The following is a 16,714-nucleotide window of genomic DNA, read 5'->3' on the forward strand; positions in this document are numbered from 1 at the left end:
CGCCTTGTTCGCGGCGCTGGCCAGGCCACCGACGCCCAGAACAAGACCTCGCGGGAGCCGTTCCGGAACGGTTCGGCTCACCCTCATTGCTGTCAGCCTTAGGAAGGATTCTGCCGTGAGTACCACCGAAACCGCAAACATCCATCGTCAAACTCCAAGACAGTTCATCCTCTTCACGCTCATCGCGGCAGTTGTCGCGTCTTTCGCGGCCTGGAGCAGCGCGACCCTCGCGCTGGAAGTCTGGGTGATGTTTGCAGGCTTCATCGCCTGGTTCGTTCGCCCGACATCGTTGCGTGAAAGCCTTTCCGCCATGGTTTGCCTTTGGCTGGGAATAGGTCTGGCCGCGGTCGCGGAGGTCGCGACCGGAGCATTGGTCCCGATAGCGGGAGGCTTAGCCCTGCCATTGGTTGTGTTCTTTGTCGCCATCCTCATCGTCGGCCTGCGAACTACGCGCATCGTCAACAACATGCTGACCTGGTTTCTCGGGATGGTCACCTTCTTCGCGGCGGGCTGGGATCTGTCCGCGGAGACATTCCTGCATCTCGGTGGAGCAACGGCGATTGGCGGTTTCGTGGGCTGGGCCTGCCAGGCGATCAATCGCCGCTGGGTCGAAAACTGACCTCGACCTTCACTACCCGCGCAATTCCTACAATTTCCGACTGCAAGAGGCGGTCGCCATACCGGACCGGAGATAAACATGATCGTCATTACCGCGCCCACCAGCATGATCGGCAGCCAAGTGCTCGACAACCTTCTCAAGAGTGAAGAGAGCATTCGCGTGATCGCCCGCGATCCATCACGCCTGCCTTTGCAGGTCCGGGAACGGGTCGAGATCGTACAAGGGTCACACGGCGATATCGACGTCGTCGTTCGGGCGTTTGCGGGGGCGGATGCTGTATTCTGGCTGCTTCCTCCCGATCCACAGGCAGAAAGCGTCGAGGCCGCTTATGTGGGCTTCACACAGCCGGCCTGCGAAGCCTTCAAGAGCCGGGGCGTCAAGCGCGCAGTCGGCGTTTCTGCGCTGGGCCGCGGGACTCGCGTCGCCGGACGGGCCGGCTACGTCACGGCGTCCCTGGCGATGGACGATCTGATTGGCGGCACGGGGGTGAGCTACCGCGCGCTGACCATGCCCTCGTTCATGGACAACATTCTTCGCCAGGCCGGCGTGATCAGGAACCAGGGCGTATTCTTCTCCCCGATCTCCGGAGACCGTAAGATGCCGAGTTGCGCCACCCGCGACATCGCCGCCGCCGCCGCCGGGCTCCTGCTCGACCCATCCTGGAACGGATGCGAAGAGGTTCCCCTCCTCGGCCCTGAAAACCTGTCCTTCAATGATATGGCGGAAGTCATTTCGGAGGTGCTGGGCAGGCCAGTCCGCTTCCAACGGATTTCATTCGAAGCCTACAAGGCACGCTTCATCGAGCTCGGCATGTCAGAGCCTATGGCGCAAGGCATGACCGACATGGCCCTCGCCAAGGACCAGGGTCTCGACAACGCCGAGCCGCGTACACCCGAAAACACCACCCTGACCAGCTTCCGACAGTGGTGCGAAGAAGTGCTGAAGCCCACCATCCTCCGTTGACCATCCGGCGGGGCGCCTCGCCCTCGCCTTTCACGGCAAAATCAGGCAGCGCTGCGGATCAGCGGGCCGGTTATGCGGGCGGAAGCTGGAAGGTTCATTGGCACCTTGCGCATCATCTCTTCAGCAAGACAGAGTGCATTCTCGCGGGCCTTGTCGAGATTAGAGACCCGCGCCGGGTCCATATCATACAGCGTGCCGCCGCAATCGAAGATGTCACGAAACGCGGCCCGCTCGATGATAGCCGTATCGAGAACCGGAACGTTCCGCTCGTTGAGCAGTGTCTTGACAAGTTGCAGTGCCCGAGTGGTCACCATGGAATTGACGCGGGTAAGCACCACCGAATGGCCGATCTTGATGCCCGCCTTCTCATCCAGATACTGCAGCAGTTCCAGGACCTGCGCCCCGCCGCGTGCATCCATGGCGCAGCCCTGGATGGGGATCAGGACGTGGTCGGAAAGACCGACGGCGGTGGCCAGCAGCGGATTGCGAGCACCCGGCAGGTCGATGATGAAGTAGTCGGTGGACTGTTTGTTTTCGCTGATGTGCTGCGGAAGCGATGCACAGGTCACGAAGTCGATGACCTCAATATTCGGGACATGGCCGGAAATCTCATGCCAGCGGGAAATCCAGTGCTGCGGATCGGCATCAAGGATGGTGATCCGATAGCCTTTGCGGGCAAGTTCCGTCGCGAGCAGGAGAACGGCCGTGGTCTTGCCGGCCCCGCCCTTGGTGTTTGCAAATGTGATGACTGCCATATTCGTTCCTCGAAGACGTCGCGAGCCGGATATCGCTCTTTTGCGCACTTTCGGGTTCATCGTGCGGTTAACGTATCCTTTCCGATGATGGTTAACAAAATCCAAACAAACGCGCCGAAATTGCAGTCCGCATTTTTCACATCCCTAAAAGTTGGGATGCCGGAAAATGAAAAAAGCCCGGAAAGCTTGGACTTTCCGGGCCAGCTGACGGTCCGCCTTATGTGATCAGAAGCAGTCTTTGAAAAGCGTCTTGGTATTTTCGAGCGTCATCGGGACGGGATTACCCCCCGCGCTTGGGTCTTCGATTGCCATCGCCGAGAGCTCATCGATCCTATCCGGTGCGATTCCCATCGCCGAAAGATTCTCCGGAACCCCGAGCTCGCCCCGAAGTTTCAGGACATAGTCGTAGAAGCCGTCGAAGCCGCCGGAAATGCCGAGATAGGCCGCGGCGCGTGCGATCTTCTCTTCGATGGCGGCGCGGTTGAAGCGCAGGACGGCCGGCATCACCACGGCATTCGTCATGCCGTGATGCGTGTTGTAGACAGCGCCGATCGGATGTGACAGCGCATGGATGGCGCCGAGGCCCTTCTGGAAGGCGACAGCGCCCATGGCGGCTGCCGCCATCATGTTGGCGCGGGCTTCGAGGTCGGTTCCTTCCTTATAGGCACGCGGCAGGAATTCCTTGACGAGGCGCATGCCTTCCAGCGCGATGCCGGCCGACATCGGGTGGTAGAAGGGCGAGGAATAGGCTTCCAGGCAATGCGCAAAAGCATCCATGCCGGTGCCGGCGGTGATGATCTTCGGCATGCCGACCGTCAGTTCCGGATCGGAGATGACGACGCCCGGCAGGAACTTCGGATGGAAGATGATCTTCTTCACATGCGTGGCGGAATTGGTGATGACGCTCGCGCGGCCGACTTCCGAACCGGTGCCGGCCGTCGTCGGTACCGCAACAATCGGCGCAATGCCTTCGACGCTCGCACGCGTCCACCAGTCGCCGATATCCTCGAAATCCCAGACAGGGCGCGTCTGGCCGGCCATGAAGGCGACGCACTTGCCGAGATCAAGGCCCGAACCGCCGCCGAAAGCGACGACGCCGTCGTGGCCACCATCCTTGAAGGCCTTCACGCCGGCGTCAAGGTTCTTCTCGTTCGGGTTCGGATCGACGTCGGCGAAGATCGCCCGGCCGAGGCCGGCGTCTTCCAAAATGTCGAGCGCATTCTTGGTGATCGCCATCGAAGCCAGGCCGCGATCGGTGACCAACAGCGGCTTTTTCATACCGAGGCTCTTGCAGGCCTCCGCCAGTTCCTTGATGCGGCCCCGCCCCAGCTTGACGGCGGTCGGATAGCTCCAGTTGGCGGTGATGTTGCTGCTGCTCATGCTGTGACTTTCTTCAGGTGATAGGATTTCGGACGCGTCAGGTTGTGAAAGCCGATGATCGAGAGCGAGCCGCCGCGACCGGTTTCCTTGACGCCGGTCCAGCAAAGCGCCGGATCGAGATAGTCGGCACGGTTCATGAAGACGGTGCCGGTTTCGATTTCGCGGCCGAGCCGCCCTGCCCGCTCTGGATCCTTCGTCCAGAGCGACGCCGTCAGCCCGTACTGGCTGTCGTTCATCAGCGCGATCGCTTCCTCGTCGTTCTTTACCTTCATGATGCCGACGGCCGGACCAAAGGTTTCCTCGCGCATGAAGGCCATCGAGTGATCGACATCGACGAGGATCTGCGGTGCAAGATATGCGCCGCCGTCATCGGCCGGAAAGAGCTTCGGATCGACCAGCGCCTTGGCGCCTTTCGAGACCGCATCCGCGATCTGCTCGCGCACAACCTTGGCGAAGCGCTTGTTCGCCATCGGCCCAAGCGAAGTCTCCGGATCGAGCGGATTGCCGAGTTTGTAATTGGAAACCCAGTCGACCGATTTTTCGACGAAACTGTCAAAGAGCGACTCGTGCACATAGATACGCTCGATGCCGCAGCAGCATTGGCCTGAATTATAGGTCGCGCCATCCATCAGCGTATCGACGGCCGCATCGAGATCGGCGTCTTCCATGACGTATCCCGGATCCTTGCCGCCAAGTTCGAGGCCGAGGCCCGTAAAGGTGCCGGCTGCGGCCCGCTCCATCGAACGCCCGCCTTCGACCGAACCGGTGAAGTTGATGAAATTGAAGCTACCTGCGGCAATCAGCGCCGAGGTCGTTTCGTGATCGAGGAACACATTCTGGAAGACATCCTCTGGGACACCTGCCTCGACAAGCGCCTGAACCAGCCGCTCACCGACAAGCAGCGTCTGCGATGCATGCTTCAGCACAACGGCATTACCGGCCATCAGCGCCGGAGCGATCGTGTTGATCGCCGTCATATAGGGATAGTTCCAGGGGGCAATGACGAAGACGACGCCATGCGCTTCACGCTCGATGCGACGTTCGAAACTCGCGCTGTCCTCGACCACCAAGGGCGCCAGCGCATCGGCGGCGATCGAAGCGACATAGTTGGAGCGTTCGTTGAAGCCGCGATACTCACCGCCATACTTGACGGGCCGACCCATTTGCCAGGCAAGCTCCGGCACGACAACATCCGACATTTCGTTGAGCCGCGCTACACCCTTGAGCACGAGCTGCACGCGCTCTTCCAGCGGCCGTTTCGCCCAGGCCTTCTGCGCCTTACGGGCGTGGACGACAGCTTCCTTTGCCGCCTCCAGCGAGAGCGCCGGGCGCTCCGCGTAAACCGATCCGTCGACCGGCGAAATGCATTGGATCATTGGCATTCTCTTCTAACTCCAGTTCTAACAGGCCAGGGATTTCACATGGCCGGCGGCGCCATAGGCGAGGATCGCTCTATCGCGGGTCATGATGGTCAGGTCGTGCTCGCGTCCAGTGGCAATAATGATACGGTCGATCGGATCCTTATGCAGAGACTGCGGAGGGAAGGAGGACGCGATGAAGATATCGGCGGCAACCTGCTGCTCCATGACCTTCGCCTCCGAGTCATCCTGCGTTCATCCTTCAAAAGGCGCGATACGGCGCTCTCGTCGGGTCTGAGAGCACGTGCCAGATCACCTTAGCTCATCGCCTGCTTGCTAAGCTGCTCGATAAACCAATCAGTATCGATTTCAAACTTCAGCATCGTCGCCCCCACTTATGCGAAAATCTCAACAAATATCGCAATTCATGGCAATTTCGACAACACGAATCGCGACATCACGCCCTTTCAAAGCCTCTCGCCACTTCCCAATCCGTCACGCGGCGATCGTACTCCTCCTGCTCCCATTCGGCAGCGCGCGTGTAATGGTCGATGACGTCGTCGCCGAAAGCCTCGCGCAGCATCTTCGATTCCGTCATGGCGACTGCTGCAGCACGAAGCGTGTGTGGAATCTCGCGGATATCGCGCGCGCCATAGGCATCGCCAACGAATGGCGCTTCGAGTTCGAGCCTGTTTTCAATCCCGTCGATGCCAGCCGCAAGCAGTGCTGCGAAAGCGAGATAGGGATTGAGGTCCGAACCGCCGACGCGGCATTCGATGCGGATCGCCTTGGTGTCGTCGCCGCATAGGCGGTAGCCGGCCGTGCGGTTGTCCTTGCTCCAGATTGCCTTGGTCGGTGCGAAGGTACCGGCCATGAAGCGCTTGTAGGAATTGATATAGGGCGCCAGGAAATAGGTGATTTCGCTCGCGTGGGCGAGAAGGCCCGCCACATAGTTCCGCATCAGCGGCGACATGCCGTATGTACCCGCCTCGTCGAAGAACAACGGCGTCTTGCCGTCGGCGCTCCAGAGCGACTGGTGAATGTGCGAAGAACTGCCAGCCGACGTATAGCTCCATTTGGCGAGGAACGTGATCGCCTTGCCCTTCGACCAGGCAATCTCCTTGCAGCCGTTCTTGATGATGGCGTGGCGGTCAGCCATCGTCAGCGCGTCGGCGTAGCGGACGTTGATTTCCTCCTGTCCCGCCGAAGCCTCGCCCTTGGAATTCTCGACCGGAATGCCGGCGCCCTGCAGGCCGGTGCGGATCGCCCGCATCACCTCCTCTTCCTTGGTCGTCTGGAAGATGTGGTAATCCTCGTTGTAGGCGCTGGCGAGCTTGAGATTGCGGTAGCCGGCGGCATGCGCGGCTTCGTAGGTCTGGTCGAAAAGGAAGAATTCCAGCTCGGAGGCCATGAAGGCCTTCATGCCCATGTCTTCGAGGCGCTTCACCTGCTTCTTCAGGATTGCCCGCGGCGAATGGGCCACTTCTTCGTGCGTGTGATGATCGAGCAAGTCGCAAAGGACGAGCGCCGTGCCTTCGAGCCAGGGAATGCGGCGCAGCGTCGAAAGGTCCGGCTTCATCGTATAGTCGCCGTAACCCTTCTCCCAGCTCGTCGCCTTGTAACCGGAGACGGTTTCCATCTCCATGTCGGTGGCGACGAGATAATTGCAGCTATGGGTTTCCTTCCAGGCGCTTTCGACGAAATATTCCGCCTGGAAGCGTTTGCCCATCAGGCGGCCCTGCATGTCCACCTGGCATGCGAGAACCGTATCGATGCGCCCTTCGGCCACGTCCTGCTTGAGATCGTCGAGAGTGTAGCTGTTGCTCATGATTGTCCGCCTGAACTTTTGAATTGGAAACTCGGGGCAACGAAACGGCATGCCGCGACCGGCTTGGTTGGCAAGATGCCTTGTCGTTGAACCGGTGATGGGGCCGCTGAACGGCGGCCCCGCCACCTGAGGGGGAAGCCTCGGTTTATTAAGCTTCGCCGACCGCCTTTTCAGCAGCGACGATTTCAGCTTGGCGCTTGGCGACTTCCTCGCCGATCGGCGGGCCCTTGAAGCGGCGCTTTTCGAAGCCGTACCAGATGACGCCCGTTAGAATCAGGAAGCCGACGGTGATGTAGAGCGCCCAGTCGTTCGGCGGTTGGATGCCGAGGACGAAAATCAGCACCATCGCAATGATCGAGAGCACGGCAAAGAGCTTGAACATCCCCTCGCCGAGGTTCCACGGACCCATCTTATCCCACTTTGAGGTACCCCAGGTGAGGAGGCCGAGCGTGATCGGGATCACGAAGGAGAAGAAGAGGAAAATGACGGTGCACGAGACGACGATGGTATAGACCGGCGTTTCGCCGATCGAAACGAGCGACGAACCCCAGACGAAGAGGACGGCGAGGATAGACCCCGTCCAGATCGCGGCAACCGGCGCGCGGTGCTTCGGGCTGACCTTCGACAGCGCCTTGGATGCCGGCAGACCGCCGTCACGCGAGAAAGCAAAGATCATCCGGGAAACCGAGGTCACCGTCGCAAGACCACACAGCCACTGGCTGACCAGAATGGCAAGATACAGGATGTCCTTGACGATCGGATTCACCTGGCTGTCCATCGCCCAGAAGAACACGTTCCAGCCCTGCTTGGCGGCTTCATCCATATTGGGCAGCATCAGGACGAACGAGCAAAGCATGATGTAGCCGAAGAGCGCCGACCAGAGCACGGAGGAAATCATGCCGCGCGGCACGGAATGCGCCGCCTTCACGGTTTCTTCGGAGGTATGCGCCGACGCATCATAGCCGGTGATCGTGTAGATCGGCAGCAGCAGCCCGAGCAGGAACACCCAGGTGCCGGATGTCGCAGGCCAGACATTGCCGCCGGTTTCGCCCGAATAGTTGGAGAAGGTGAAGAGACGGCCGAACTCGTAGGACGGAGCAGCGATCAGGCAAGTCGCGGCAAGCGCGATCGCCGTTGCGAAGATCAGGTAGCCAGAGAAGTCCGTGAGCTTGGCAGTCAGGCCGATGCCCATATGGTTCACAAGCGCCTGCGCACCGGTGATGATGATCAGGAAGACGACACGGACGACGGTCGTGTCCGTCAGCCCGAAATAGCTCGTGCCGAAGGAACCCATAAAGAAATAGTAGGTGCCGACGTTGATGGCGCCAAGCACCGTCACAAGGCCGAGCAGGTTGAACCAGGCGGTCAGCCAGCCGGTGAAGCGATTGCCGAGGATGGAGCCCCAGTGATAGAGACCGCCCGCGGTCGGATAGGCCGAGCTGATCTGCGCCATGGCGACGGCGAAGACGAGCGAAATGAAGCAGCCGAGAGGCCAGCCGATGCCGATCGCAGCGCCGCCCGCGCCGGCAGTCGCCTGCGCCAGCGAATTGATGCCGCCGGAAAGAATGCAGATGATCGAGAAGGAGACGGCGAAGTTCGAAAACGAACTCATTCGCCTTTCCAGCTCCTGGGCATAGCCCATGGAATGCAGGATGTTCATATCCTGCTTCTTATCAAGTTCGGTATAGTCCGACATGACTTCCCCCTGTTCGACGATCAGCAGCGGAATTGCCGCCGATCCAGTGCCAAAGTTGCCCGCAGCTGTTCGCCATACGGGCCGATCGCAGTTAGACTGCTCCCTGGGGTCTTTTCTTTTATAGTCAGGCTTCCAGGCTTTGCTGGAGGAGCCCTTTCAGATAGTCGGCCATGACCCCTTGGCCGGCATCGTCGCTGATAAGGTCATTGCGGACCTCGATCATTACATTGCGGAACCCGTTCGAAAGCCCGTGCAGGATCAGCGTGTGCGTCACGCCGTCTTGAGGACCGTAGGGCTCGTTGCGTTCGGTTTTGTAGAGTGGCGCGTCGACCGCGCCTGCCAGCATAAGGTCTGCCAGGCGGCTGTCGGCATCGTGCAGGATGCCGAGTTCGACGGCGCGCTCCTTGCCATTATAGACCGGTGTAAAACTGTGAACAGTGACGATCACTGTCTCCTGCCCCCGTCCGTGCCTGTCCTTTATGAGGCCCCGCACCACATCGTGAAAAGGAAGGTAGAGCGCTTCGGTGCGGGCTCGCCGCTCCTCCGCGCTCAAATTTTGATTGCCGGGGATGGCGTAGATCTCGCTTTTCTCGGGCATCGCGGCCGGCGATTCCGGCGGACGGTTACAGTCGTAGATCAGGCGTGAGAAGCGCTGGAAGACAAGCGTCGCGTCGAGCGCGGTCGAGATGCCGCGCGCAACCGCCAGAGCGCCCGGATCCCAGGCGATGTGGCTCTTCAACGCTTCTTCGGAGAGGCCGAGATCGCCGAACTGCTCGGGCAGCGTCCACGAAGCGTGTTCGCAGATGACCAGCAACGGGCTCTTGCCGTGCGGCCGCTCGATGCCGACGCAGTTTCCATCCGCTTCGCTTAGAACCTTGAACTGAGTGAGCACGTGCCCAGGCCTGCCATCTCTTAATAAAATCCTACAAGAAAAGAATTCTTCAGTATTCCGGCAGTGTCAAGCGCACACTGAAAATTTCTTTTCACGATAGTAGTTGACATGGATTGTGACAGCGTTGTTAACTTTGAGTGGGAAAGTGGCACAAGACCAATCCCGGGGAGCAAGATCGAGTGAACGCTGCGTCGAAGACGGTTTCGGACGTCATCCATTCGCATTTCGAAGCGCTGACACGCGCCGAGAAGCAATTGGCCGAGAGTCTGCTGGATAACTATCCCGTTTCAGGGCTGGGCAGCATCACCACAATTGCCGAAAACGCCGGCGTCTCGACGCCGACCGTTGTTCGCATGGTCCAAAAGCTCGGTTTCAAGGGCTACCCGGATTTCCAGGCGCATCTGCATCAGGAAGTCGAAGCGACGATCTCCAACCCGATCGCCAAGCACGACCGGTGGGCCTCCAATGCGCCGGGCACCCACATCCTCAACCGTTTTGCCGATGCCATCATCGGAAACCTGCGGCAGACGCTGAGCGGTCTCGACACGGCAACCTTCAACAGCGCGGCTGCGCTGCTTTCGGATCGCAAACGCGGCCTCTATTTCGTCGGCGGCCGCATCACCGGCGCGCTTGCCGAATATTTCTTCACCCATATGCAGGTCATCCGGCCGAATACCGCTCTTCTGTCGTCCAACTCGTCTAGCTGGCCGCAATATGTTCTCAACATGAATGCCGGCGATCTGCTGATCATCTTCGATATCCGCCGCTACGAGCAGGAGATGGTGAGCCTTGCCCAGGCCGCCCGCACGCGCGGCGCCGAGATCATCGTCTTTACGGACCAATGGGGATCGCCGGCGGCAAAGCTCGCAAGACACGCCTTCCGCGTCCAGATCGAGGCGCCGTCGGCCTGGGATTCCTCGGTCGTCACGCTCTTCATCATCGAAGCGCTCATCGAAGCAGTCCAGAATTCGACTTGGGACGAGACGAAGGAGCGCATGAAAACACTGGAGGGCCTGTTCGAGCAGACCAAGCTCTTCCGAAAACCTGGCTAGGAGGAGAGAGCAGGAACCAACAAAGACAAAGAGGCTGCATGAAAGAAATAGAAAAGCGTGTCGCAAACGAACCAGAGTTCGAAAATACTGAAAATCGCAAGAAGAACGAACGTCACGCAACCGTCATACAAGCTTCATGCAACGCCAGTAACAGCATCGCCGGACCACTAAAAACCGAAGGAGAACAACAGTGATCTCTAACATTTCTCGACTACTCTCGCTTTCTACTGCCATCGTCGTCGCTTCGACTGCGATCGCGGCAGCAGAACCGAATGCCGAACTCATCGCTGCCGCCAAGAAGGAAGGCACACTGACGACCATCGCCCTCCCGCACAACTGGTGCGGCTACGGCGACGTCATTGCCGGCTTCAAGGCCAAGTACGGCATCGAAGTCAACGAACTGAACCCGGACGCAGGTTCGGGCGACGAAATCGAAGCCATCAAGGCCAACAAGGGCAACACCGGCCCGCAGGCTCCGGACGTCATCGACGTCGGTCTCTCCTTCGGCCCGTCGGCCAAGGCTGAAGGCCTCATCCAGCCCTACAAGGTCTCCACCTGGGATTCCATTCCGGACTCCGCCAAGGACGCCGACGGCTTCTGGTATGGCGACTACTACGGCGTTCTCTCGTTCGTCGTAAACACAGACATCGTCAAGAACGTCCCGAAGGATTGGGCTGACCTGAAGAAGCCTGAATACGCCAACACCGTTTCGCTCGCCGGCGATCCGCGCGCGTCGAACCAGGCCGTTCAGGCCGTCTACGCCGCTGGCCTCGCCGCCGGCGAAAAGGATGCCACGAAGGCTGGTGAAGCAGGTCTTGCCTACTTTGCAGAGCTCAACAAGGCCGGCAACCTCGTTCCGGTCATCGGCAAGTCCGCGTCGCTCGCTCAGGGTTCCACCCCGGTCGTCGTCGCCTGGGACTATAACGGCCTTGCATGGCGCGACAGCCTCAATGGCAACCCGCCGGTTGAAGTCGTCGTTCCGGCGTCGGGCGTCGTTGCCGGTGTCTACGTCCAGGCGATCTCCGCCTTCGCTCCGCACCCGAATGCTGCCAAGCTCTGGATGGAATACCTCTATTCCGACGAAGGTCAGCTCGGCTGGCTGAAGGGCTATTGCCACCCGATCCGCTTCAACGATCTGGCTGCAAAGGGTAAGGTTCCGAAGGAACTGCTCGACAAGCTGCCGCCGGCTGAAAGCTATGCCAAGGCTACCTTCCCGACGCTCGAAGAGCAGGCCGCAGGCAAGACGGCCATCACCACCAAGTGGGACAGCGTCGTCGGCGCCAACGTTCAGTAAGGCATGACATCCTGCCTCCCCGCCGTTATGAGCGGGGAGGCATTTTCTTTCACTCCGACGCCCCCGGATGAGCTTCGCATGAGCACCGTTTCAACGCCTATGGCGAGCACCGCCCCGCTGATCAACAAGGATCGCGTGATAGACTGGCTGGGTATCGCGCCCTTCGTCATCTTCGCTCTGCTGTTTCTGATCATCCCCACACTTTATCTCGTCGTCGGCGCCTTCCTCACGCCGGAAGGCGAATTCACCTTCAAGAATATCGGCGATCTCTTCACGCCGTCGATCATGAGCGCCTACTGGATCAGCATCCGGGTATCCGTGGCTTCCGCTCTCGGCGGCGCGCTGATCGGCTTTTTCCTGGCTTGGGCAGTCGTTCTCGGCGGCCTGCCCTCCTCGGTTCGCTCGACGCTTCTGACCTTCTCCGGCGTGGCCTCGAACTTTGCCGGCGTGCCGCTTGCCTTCTCGTTCCTGGCAACGCTCGGCCGTACCGGCCTCGTCACCATCTTCCTGCGCGACTGGTTCGGCTTCAATCTCTACGGAACCGGCTTCAACCTTTTGTCCTTCTTCGGTCTCACCATCACCTACATGTATTTCCAGATCCCGCTGATGGTGCTGATCCTCACGCCGGCGCTCGACGGCATGAAGAAGGAATGGCGCGAGGCCGCTGAGATTCTCGGCGCCACGAACCGCCAGTATTGGACGATGGTTGCCCTGCCGATCCTCTGGCCGAGCCTGCTCGGCACCACGCTGCTGCTTTTCGCAAACGCCTTCGGCGCCATTGCCACAGCCTATGCGCTGACCGGCAGCTCGCTGAACATCGTTCCAATCCTGCTTTACGCGCAAATCCGCGGCGATGTCCTTCACAATCCGAACCTTGGCTACGCGATCGCGCTCGGCATGATCGTCATCACCGGCGTCTCCAACGTCCTTTACCTGATGCTGCGCATGCGCGCTGAACGGTGGCAGAAATGAAAGCTCAACGTCTCGGCGCCTGGATCGCCATCTTTCTAGGTGCATCGTATTTCATCATTCCGCTGATCGGCACGATCGAGTTTTCGCTGCGAATGCGCCGCGGCGAATACAGCTTCGACGCCTATCAGTCGGTCTTTTCCGACATCCAGTTCCGTGAAACCTTCGGCTATTCCATGCTGATGGCCCTTTTGACGATCGTCTTCGGCATGTTGCTCGTCGTGCCGACGGCCTATTGGGTTCGCCTGCGCCTGCCGCAGATGCGCCCGATCGTCGAATTCGTGACGCTGCTGCCGCTGGTCATTCCGGCGATCGTCATCGTCTTCGGCTATCTGCGCATGTACAATTCGTCATCGGTTCTGCCGTTGACGGGTTATACGACCGGCACGAACATCCTGCTCGTCTGCTCCTATATCACGCTGTCCCTGCCCTATATGTACCGTGCCGTCGACACCGCCATGCGCGCCATCGACGTGCGCACGCTGACGGAGGCCGCCGAAAGCCTCGGCGCAAGCTGGCCGACCATCATGTTCCGCTGCATCTTCCCGAATGTGATGAGCGGCGTGCTGTCCGGCGCCTTCATCACGCTCGCGATCGTCATGGGCGAATTCACGATGGCGGCACTCCTCAACCGGCCGGCCTTCGGGCCGTACCTACAGCTCGTCGGCGCCAACAAGGCTTACGAGCCGTCGGCGCTCGCCGTCATCGCCTTCTCGATCACATGGCTCTGCATGGGTCTGCTGAACCTCATCTCCCGCTTCCAAAAATCCGCCCCCGCAAGGTAACTGGCCATGTCATTCCTCACGCTGACCAATCTTCAGAAGTCCTTCGGCCAGGTTCAGGTCGTCCATAATTTCAACATGAGCATCGAAAAGGGCGAATTCGTCTCCTTCCTCGGGCCATCGGGCTGCGGCAAGACCACGGTGCTGCGCATGATCGCCGGCTTCGAAACGCCGACTGGCGGCAGCCTCTTCATCAACGGCAAGGATCAGCGCCCGCTGAAGCCGAATCAGCGCAACATCGGCATGGTCTTTCAGGCCTACGCGCTGTTCCCGAACATGAGCGTGCACGACAACGTCGCCTTCGGCCTCAAGGTCGCGGGCATGCCGAAGGCCGATATCGATGCGCGCGTGAAGGAGATGCTGGGCCTCATCCGCCTCGATCACCTCGCAGATCGCTTCCCCTACCAGATGTCCGGCGGCCAGCAGCAGCGCGTGGCGCTTGCCCGTGCGCTCGCGGTCAAGCCGCAAGTTCTGCTGCTCGACGAGCCGCTTTCCGCGCTCGATGCGAAGATCCGCGTCTCGCTGCGCGAAGAAATCCGCCTCATCCAGCAGAAGCTCGGCATCACCACCATCTTCGTGACGCACGACCAGGAAGAGGCGCTCTCGATCTCCGACCGTATCGTCGTCATGAACGGCGGCAAGGCGGATCAGATCGGCACACCTTTCGAGGTCTACAATACGCCCGCGACCCGTTTCGTCGCCTCCTTCGTCGGCACGCTGAACATGATTGAAGCACAGGTCATCGATCCGGCGGCGAACCGCATCCAGATCGGCGACCAGGGCGTGACGCTCAAGCAGTCGCTCGCAGCCTACAAGGCAGGCGACATCGTCTCGTTGGCGCTTCGTCCGGAAGCGGGCTCTCTTTCCGACAGCGTCAAGAGCGATACGGCGCTGACCGGCCAGGTCATCTCCGCCCACTTCCTCGGCTCCGTCATTCGCACCCGCATGAACGTCGGCGGCAACGTCATTTCCTTCGATATGTTCAACAGCCCGGGCCTCACCCCGCCGCAGTCTGGCGAAACCGTCACGCTCCGCTTCATGGCCGCCGACCTGCTCGTCGTCCGCGATTGATCGTGCGAGCCGAAAGTCTGCTCGGCGAAGGCTTGGTTGGCGAGGCTTACTTCGATTCCGGCGCGTTTCGGGAGGATTTGGCACGTCGAGTAGGGATGCCGACCGAGCGCCCGTATCCGGACCGCGCGCCGGATCTGGGTGAACCCAGCGTCACCGGAAGATCAGAGATTGCTTAGCCACTGAGCGCTAACTGATATTCCCTTCCGATGCGTCGCGCCTCCTTCATTTCCAAACATCTTCAACAATCGTGATGCCGCCATCAGTAAAAAGCGCTTGAACTGACGGGCGCCATGCCGCATGGACCCAACGATCCCCGTCCATCAAAAGGCGCAGCCTCATGTCTCCCACCACGACGCCCGCCGCGGCCCCTCGCCGTCTCACATCCCAGGATTTCCGCACGCTCGGCCTTTCGGCTCTCGGCGGCGCGCTGGAATTCTACGACTTCATCATCTTCGTGTTCTTTGCCACCGTCATCGGCCACCTGTTTTTTCCGCCGGACATGCCGGATTGGCTGGTAACGATCCAGACGTTCGGCATCTTCGCCGCCGGCTATCTCGTCCGTCCGCTTGGCGGTATCGTGCTCGCGCATTTCGGCGACCGCTTCGGCCGCAAGCGCGTCTTCGCCTTCTCGATCCTGCTCATGGCGCTTTCGACCCTCGGCATGGCGGCCATGCCGACCTATGCCTCGATCGGGGTCGCCGCTCCCGTCCTGTTGATCCTGATGCGCATGCTGCAGGGTGCCGCAATCGGCGGTGAAGTACCGGGCGCCTGGACCTTCGTCGCCGAACACGTCCCCTTCCGCCGCGTCGGCTTTGCCTGCGGCTTCCTCTGCTCTGGCCTGACGCTCGGCATCCTGCTGGGTTCCTTCATCGCGACGATCATCAATTCGATCTTCACGCCGGAGGATGTCGCTGCCTATGCCTGGCGCATCCCCTTCTTCATCGGCGGCGTCTTCGGCCTCGTCGCCGTCTATCTCCGCCGCTGGCTGCGGGAAACGCCGATCTTCGCCGAAATGACGCGGAGCCGTTCGCTGGTGCCGGAACTGCCGCTGAAGGCGGTTCTCCGCGATCATCCGCGCGGCGTGGTCATCTCGATGCTGCTGACATGGATCCTGTCGGCAGGCATCGTCGTTACGACGCTGATGACCGCGACCTTCCTGCAGAAGCTTTACGGCTATACCGCCCAGCAATCACTTGCCGCGACAAGCTTCGGCACGCTGTTTTTGATCTTCGGCACGGCAGCCGCCGGCGCGATCGTCGACCGGATCGGCTCCGGCAGGTTCTTCACCGTCACAAGCATCTTCTTCGGCGTCGCGACCTTCGCGTTCTACACCTATGCCGCCGTCTCGCTGACCATACTCTTCGTGCTGTACGCGATCATGGGCCTTGCCGTCGGCATGGTTGGCGCCGTGCCCTATGTGATGGTCCGGGCTTTCCCGGCCCGCGTCCGCTTCACGGGCCTCTCATTTTCATACAACGTCTCCTACGCGATTTTCGGCGGCCTTACGCCGCTCGCAGTGGCTTCGCTTCTGCCGATCAACCCGATGGCGCATGCCTATTACCTGCTCTTCATCGCAGCGCTCGCCTTTGTTCTCGGGCTTTACCTGATGGCCAAGGGCGACAGCATCGAAGCCGAAGTCGGCATCGAGGAACTCACCGAGCGGCTTGCGGCAAGCTCGTAAGCCACATCCCCAACGGCCGGACGGCAGTTTGCCCGGCAAATCATCATTCGAGGATATTTCAATGATTACCTGCCATTTGCGCTACGTCCTCGACCCTTACAAGGTCGCGGAATTCGAGGAATACGCCCGGCTCTGGATTCCGATCGTCAATCGGATGGGCGGCACTCATCACGGCTACTTCCTGCCGTCGGAAGGCGCCAACAACATTGCCGTTGCCCTCTTTTCGTTCCCGAGCCTTGCCGCCTACGAGGATTATCGCACGCGCATGGCGACAGACCCCGAATGCCAGGCGGCCTTCGAGCTTGACCGCCACAACCGCAGCATCATCAGCTATGAACGAAGCTTCATGCGGCCCGTCCTCGGATGAGCTGAGT

At 60.3% G+C, this 16,714-nt stretch carries 17 protein-coding genes; 10 read left to right on the forward strand and 7 right to left on the reverse strand.

The features are described from left to right. Nucleotides 1-115 precede the first annotated feature (115 nt). Complete coding sequence (locus BN1800_RS04155) at nucleotides 116-619, forward strand: DUF1097 domain-containing protein (protein WP_086994740.1); 504 nt, start codon at nucleotides 116-118, stop codon at nucleotides 617-619. Nucleotides 620-697: 78 nt separating this feature from the next. Next, on the forward strand, nucleotides 698-1,582 hold the full coding sequence (locus tag BN1800_RS04160; RefSeq protein ID WP_086994743.1) for an NAD(P)H-binding protein: 885 nt from the start codon (nucleotides 698-700) through the stop codon (nucleotides 1,580-1,582). Nucleotides 1,583-1,623: 41 nt separating this feature from the next. Here the strand turns inward: BN1800_RS04160 and BN1800_RS04165 are convergent, their stop codons facing one another. The 7 genes from BN1800_RS04165 to BN1800_RS04195 all read right to left on the reverse strand — a co-directional run bounded on the left by BN1800_RS04165 (nucleotide 1,624) and on the right by BN1800_RS04195 (nucleotide 9,491). Continuing rightward, the gene (locus BN1800_RS04165) at nucleotides 1,624-2,337 is read right to left on the reverse strand and encodes a ParA family protein (RefSeq protein ID WP_086994746.1); all 714 of its coding nucleotides are present in this window, start codon (nucleotides 2,335-2,337) and stop codon (nucleotides 1,624-1,626) included. Between the two features lie 225 nt (nucleotides 2,338-2,562). Beyond that, nucleotides 2,563-3,717 (reverse strand): iron-containing alcohol dehydrogenase, encoded by a 1,155-nt coding sequence (locus BN1800_RS04170; protein ID WP_086994749.1) that lies wholly within the window; start codon nucleotides 3,715-3,717, stop codon nucleotides 2,563-2,565. Then, nucleotides 3,714-5,099, reverse strand: a complete 1,386-nt coding sequence (locus BN1800_RS04175; protein WP_086994753.1) for an aldehyde dehydrogenase family protein — start codon at nucleotides 5,097-5,099, stop codon at nucleotides 3,714-3,716. Before BN1800_RS04175 ends, BN1800_RS04170 begins: the two co-directional genes overlap by 4 nt. An 18-nt stretch (nucleotides 5,100-5,117) precedes the next feature. Next, entirely contained in the window at nucleotides 5,118-5,303 is a 186-nt protein-coding gene (locus BN1800_RS04180; RefSeq protein WP_244564431.1) for a PIN domain-containing protein, read from the reverse strand. Between the two features lie 229 nt (nucleotides 5,304-5,532). Further along, nucleotides 5,533-6,903, reverse strand: coding sequence for a glutamine synthetase family protein (locus BN1800_RS04185; RefSeq protein WP_027508692.1), 1,371 nt, complete (start codon nucleotides 6,901-6,903; stop codon nucleotides 5,533-5,535). Between the two features lie 148 nt (nucleotides 6,904-7,051). Further along, nucleotides 7,052-8,599, reverse strand: coding sequence for an amino acid permease (locus BN1800_RS04190; protein WP_086994756.1), 1,548 nt, complete (start codon nucleotides 8,597-8,599; stop codon nucleotides 7,052-7,054). 124 nt (nucleotides 8,600-8,723) lie between these two features. Beyond that, nucleotides 8,724-9,491, reverse strand: a complete 768-nt coding sequence (locus tag BN1800_RS04195) for an N-formylglutamate amidohydrolase (RefSeq protein ID WP_086994759.1) — start codon at nucleotides 9,489-9,491, stop codon at nucleotides 8,724-8,726. A 179-nt stretch (nucleotides 9,492-9,670) separates the two neighbouring features. Between BN1800_RS04195 and BN1800_RS04200 the strand changes: the two genes are divergently transcribed. The 8 genes from BN1800_RS04200 (at nucleotide 9,671) to BN1800_RS04230 (ending at nucleotide 16,707) form a co-directional block, all read left to right on the forward strand. Then, complete coding sequence (locus BN1800_RS04200; protein ID WP_027508689.1) at nucleotides 9,671-10,543, forward strand: MurR/RpiR family transcriptional regulator; 873 nt, start codon at nucleotides 9,671-9,673, stop codon at nucleotides 10,541-10,543. A 38-nt stretch (nucleotides 10,544-10,581) separates the two neighbouring features. Then, entirely contained in the window at nucleotides 10,582-10,737 is a 156-nt protein-coding gene (locus BN1800_RS41250; RefSeq protein ID WP_157814333.1) for a hypothetical protein, read from the forward strand. Further along, nucleotides 10,734-11,837 (forward strand): ABC transporter substrate-binding protein, encoded by a 1,104-nt coding sequence (locus tag BN1800_RS04205; RefSeq protein WP_086994762.1) that lies wholly within the window; start codon nucleotides 10,734-10,736, stop codon nucleotides 11,835-11,837. The genes BN1800_RS41250 and BN1800_RS04205 overlap by 4 nt, the downstream gene beginning before the upstream one ends. A gap of 78 nt (nucleotides 11,838-11,915) precedes the next feature. Then, entirely contained in the window at nucleotides 11,916-12,809 is an 894-nt protein-coding gene (locus BN1800_RS04210; protein ID WP_022714326.1) for an ABC transporter permease, read from the forward strand. Further along, on the forward strand, nucleotides 12,806-13,591 hold the full coding sequence (locus tag BN1800_RS04215; protein ID WP_086994765.1) for an ABC transporter permease: 786 nt from the start codon (nucleotides 12,806-12,808) through the stop codon (nucleotides 13,589-13,591). The genes BN1800_RS04210 and BN1800_RS04215 overlap by 4 nt, the downstream gene beginning before the upstream one ends. A gap of 6 nt (nucleotides 13,592-13,597) precedes the next feature. Continuing rightward, nucleotides 13,598-14,659, forward strand: a complete 1,062-nt coding sequence (locus BN1800_RS04220; protein WP_086994768.1) for an ABC transporter ATP-binding protein — start codon at nucleotides 13,598-13,600, stop codon at nucleotides 14,657-14,659. 337 nt (nucleotides 14,660-14,996) lie between these two features. Continuing rightward, nucleotides 14,997-16,340, forward strand: coding sequence for an MFS transporter (locus BN1800_RS04225; protein ID WP_086994771.1), 1,344 nt, complete (start codon nucleotides 14,997-14,999; stop codon nucleotides 16,338-16,340). Between the two features lie 61 nt (nucleotides 16,341-16,401). Then, nucleotides 16,402-16,707 carry an NIPSNAP family protein gene (locus BN1800_RS04230; protein ID WP_027508683.1) on the forward strand — a complete coding sequence of 102 codons (306 nt, stop codon included), beginning with the start codon at nucleotides 16,402-16,404 and terminating at the stop codon, nucleotides 16,705-16,707. The last annotated feature ends 7 nt before the right edge of the window (nucleotides 16,708-16,714 follow it).

Source organism: Rhizobium sullae (genome assembly GCF_900169785.1).
Taxonomy (GTDB): Bacteria; Pseudomonadota; Alphaproteobacteria; order Rhizobiales; family Rhizobiaceae; genus Rhizobium; species Rhizobium sullae.

Excerpts from the sequence above, each read along its gene's own strand:
- BN1800_RS04160 (WP_086994743.1), top strand. The coding sequence starts at position 698 with ATGATCGTCATTACCGCGCCCACCAGCATGATCGGCAGCCAAGTGCTC.
- BN1800_RS04165 (WP_086994746.1), bottom strand. The coding sequence starts at position 2,337 with ATGGCAGTCATCACATTTGCAAACACCAAGGGCGGGGCCGGCAAGACC.
- BN1800_RS04170 (WP_086994749.1), bottom strand. The coding sequence starts at position 3,717 with ATGAGCAGCAGCAACATCACCGCCAACTGGAGCTATCCGACCGCCGTC.
- BN1800_RS04175 (WP_086994753.1), bottom strand. The coding sequence starts at position 5,099 with ATGCCAATGATCCAATGCATTTCGCCGGTCGACGGATCGGTTTACGCG.
- BN1800_RS04180 (WP_244564431.1), bottom strand. The coding sequence starts at position 5,303 with ATGGAGCAGCAGGTTGCCGCCGATATCTTCATCGCGTCCTCCTTCCCT.
- BN1800_RS04185 (WP_027508692.1), bottom strand. The coding sequence starts at position 6,903 with ATGAGCAACAGCTACACTCTCGACGATCTCAAGCAGGACGTGGCCGAA.
- BN1800_RS04190 (WP_086994756.1), bottom strand. The coding sequence starts at position 8,599 with ATGTCGGACTATACCGAACTTGATAAGAAGCAGGATATGAACATCCTG.
- BN1800_RS41250 (WP_157814333.1), top strand. The coding sequence starts at position 10,582 with ATGAAAGAAATAGAAAAGCGTGTCGCAAACGAACCAGAGTTCGAAAAT.
- BN1800_RS04210 (WP_022714326.1), top strand. The coding sequence starts at position 11,916 with ATGAGCACCGTTTCAACGCCTATGGCGAGCACCGCCCCGCTGATCAAC.
- BN1800_RS04215 (WP_086994765.1), top strand. The coding sequence starts at position 12,806 with ATGAAAGCTCAACGTCTCGGCGCCTGGATCGCCATCTTTCTAGGTGCA.
- BN1800_RS04220 (WP_086994768.1), top strand. The coding sequence starts at position 13,598 with ATGTCATTCCTCACGCTGACCAATCTTCAGAAGTCCTTCGGCCAGGTT.
- BN1800_RS04225 (WP_086994771.1), top strand. The coding sequence starts at position 14,997 with ATGTCTCCCACCACGACGCCCGCCGCGGCCCCTCGCCGTCTCACATCC.
- BN1800_RS04230 (WP_027508683.1), top strand. The coding sequence starts at position 16,402 with ATGATTACCTGCCATTTGCGCTACGTCCTCGACCCTTACAAGGTCGCG.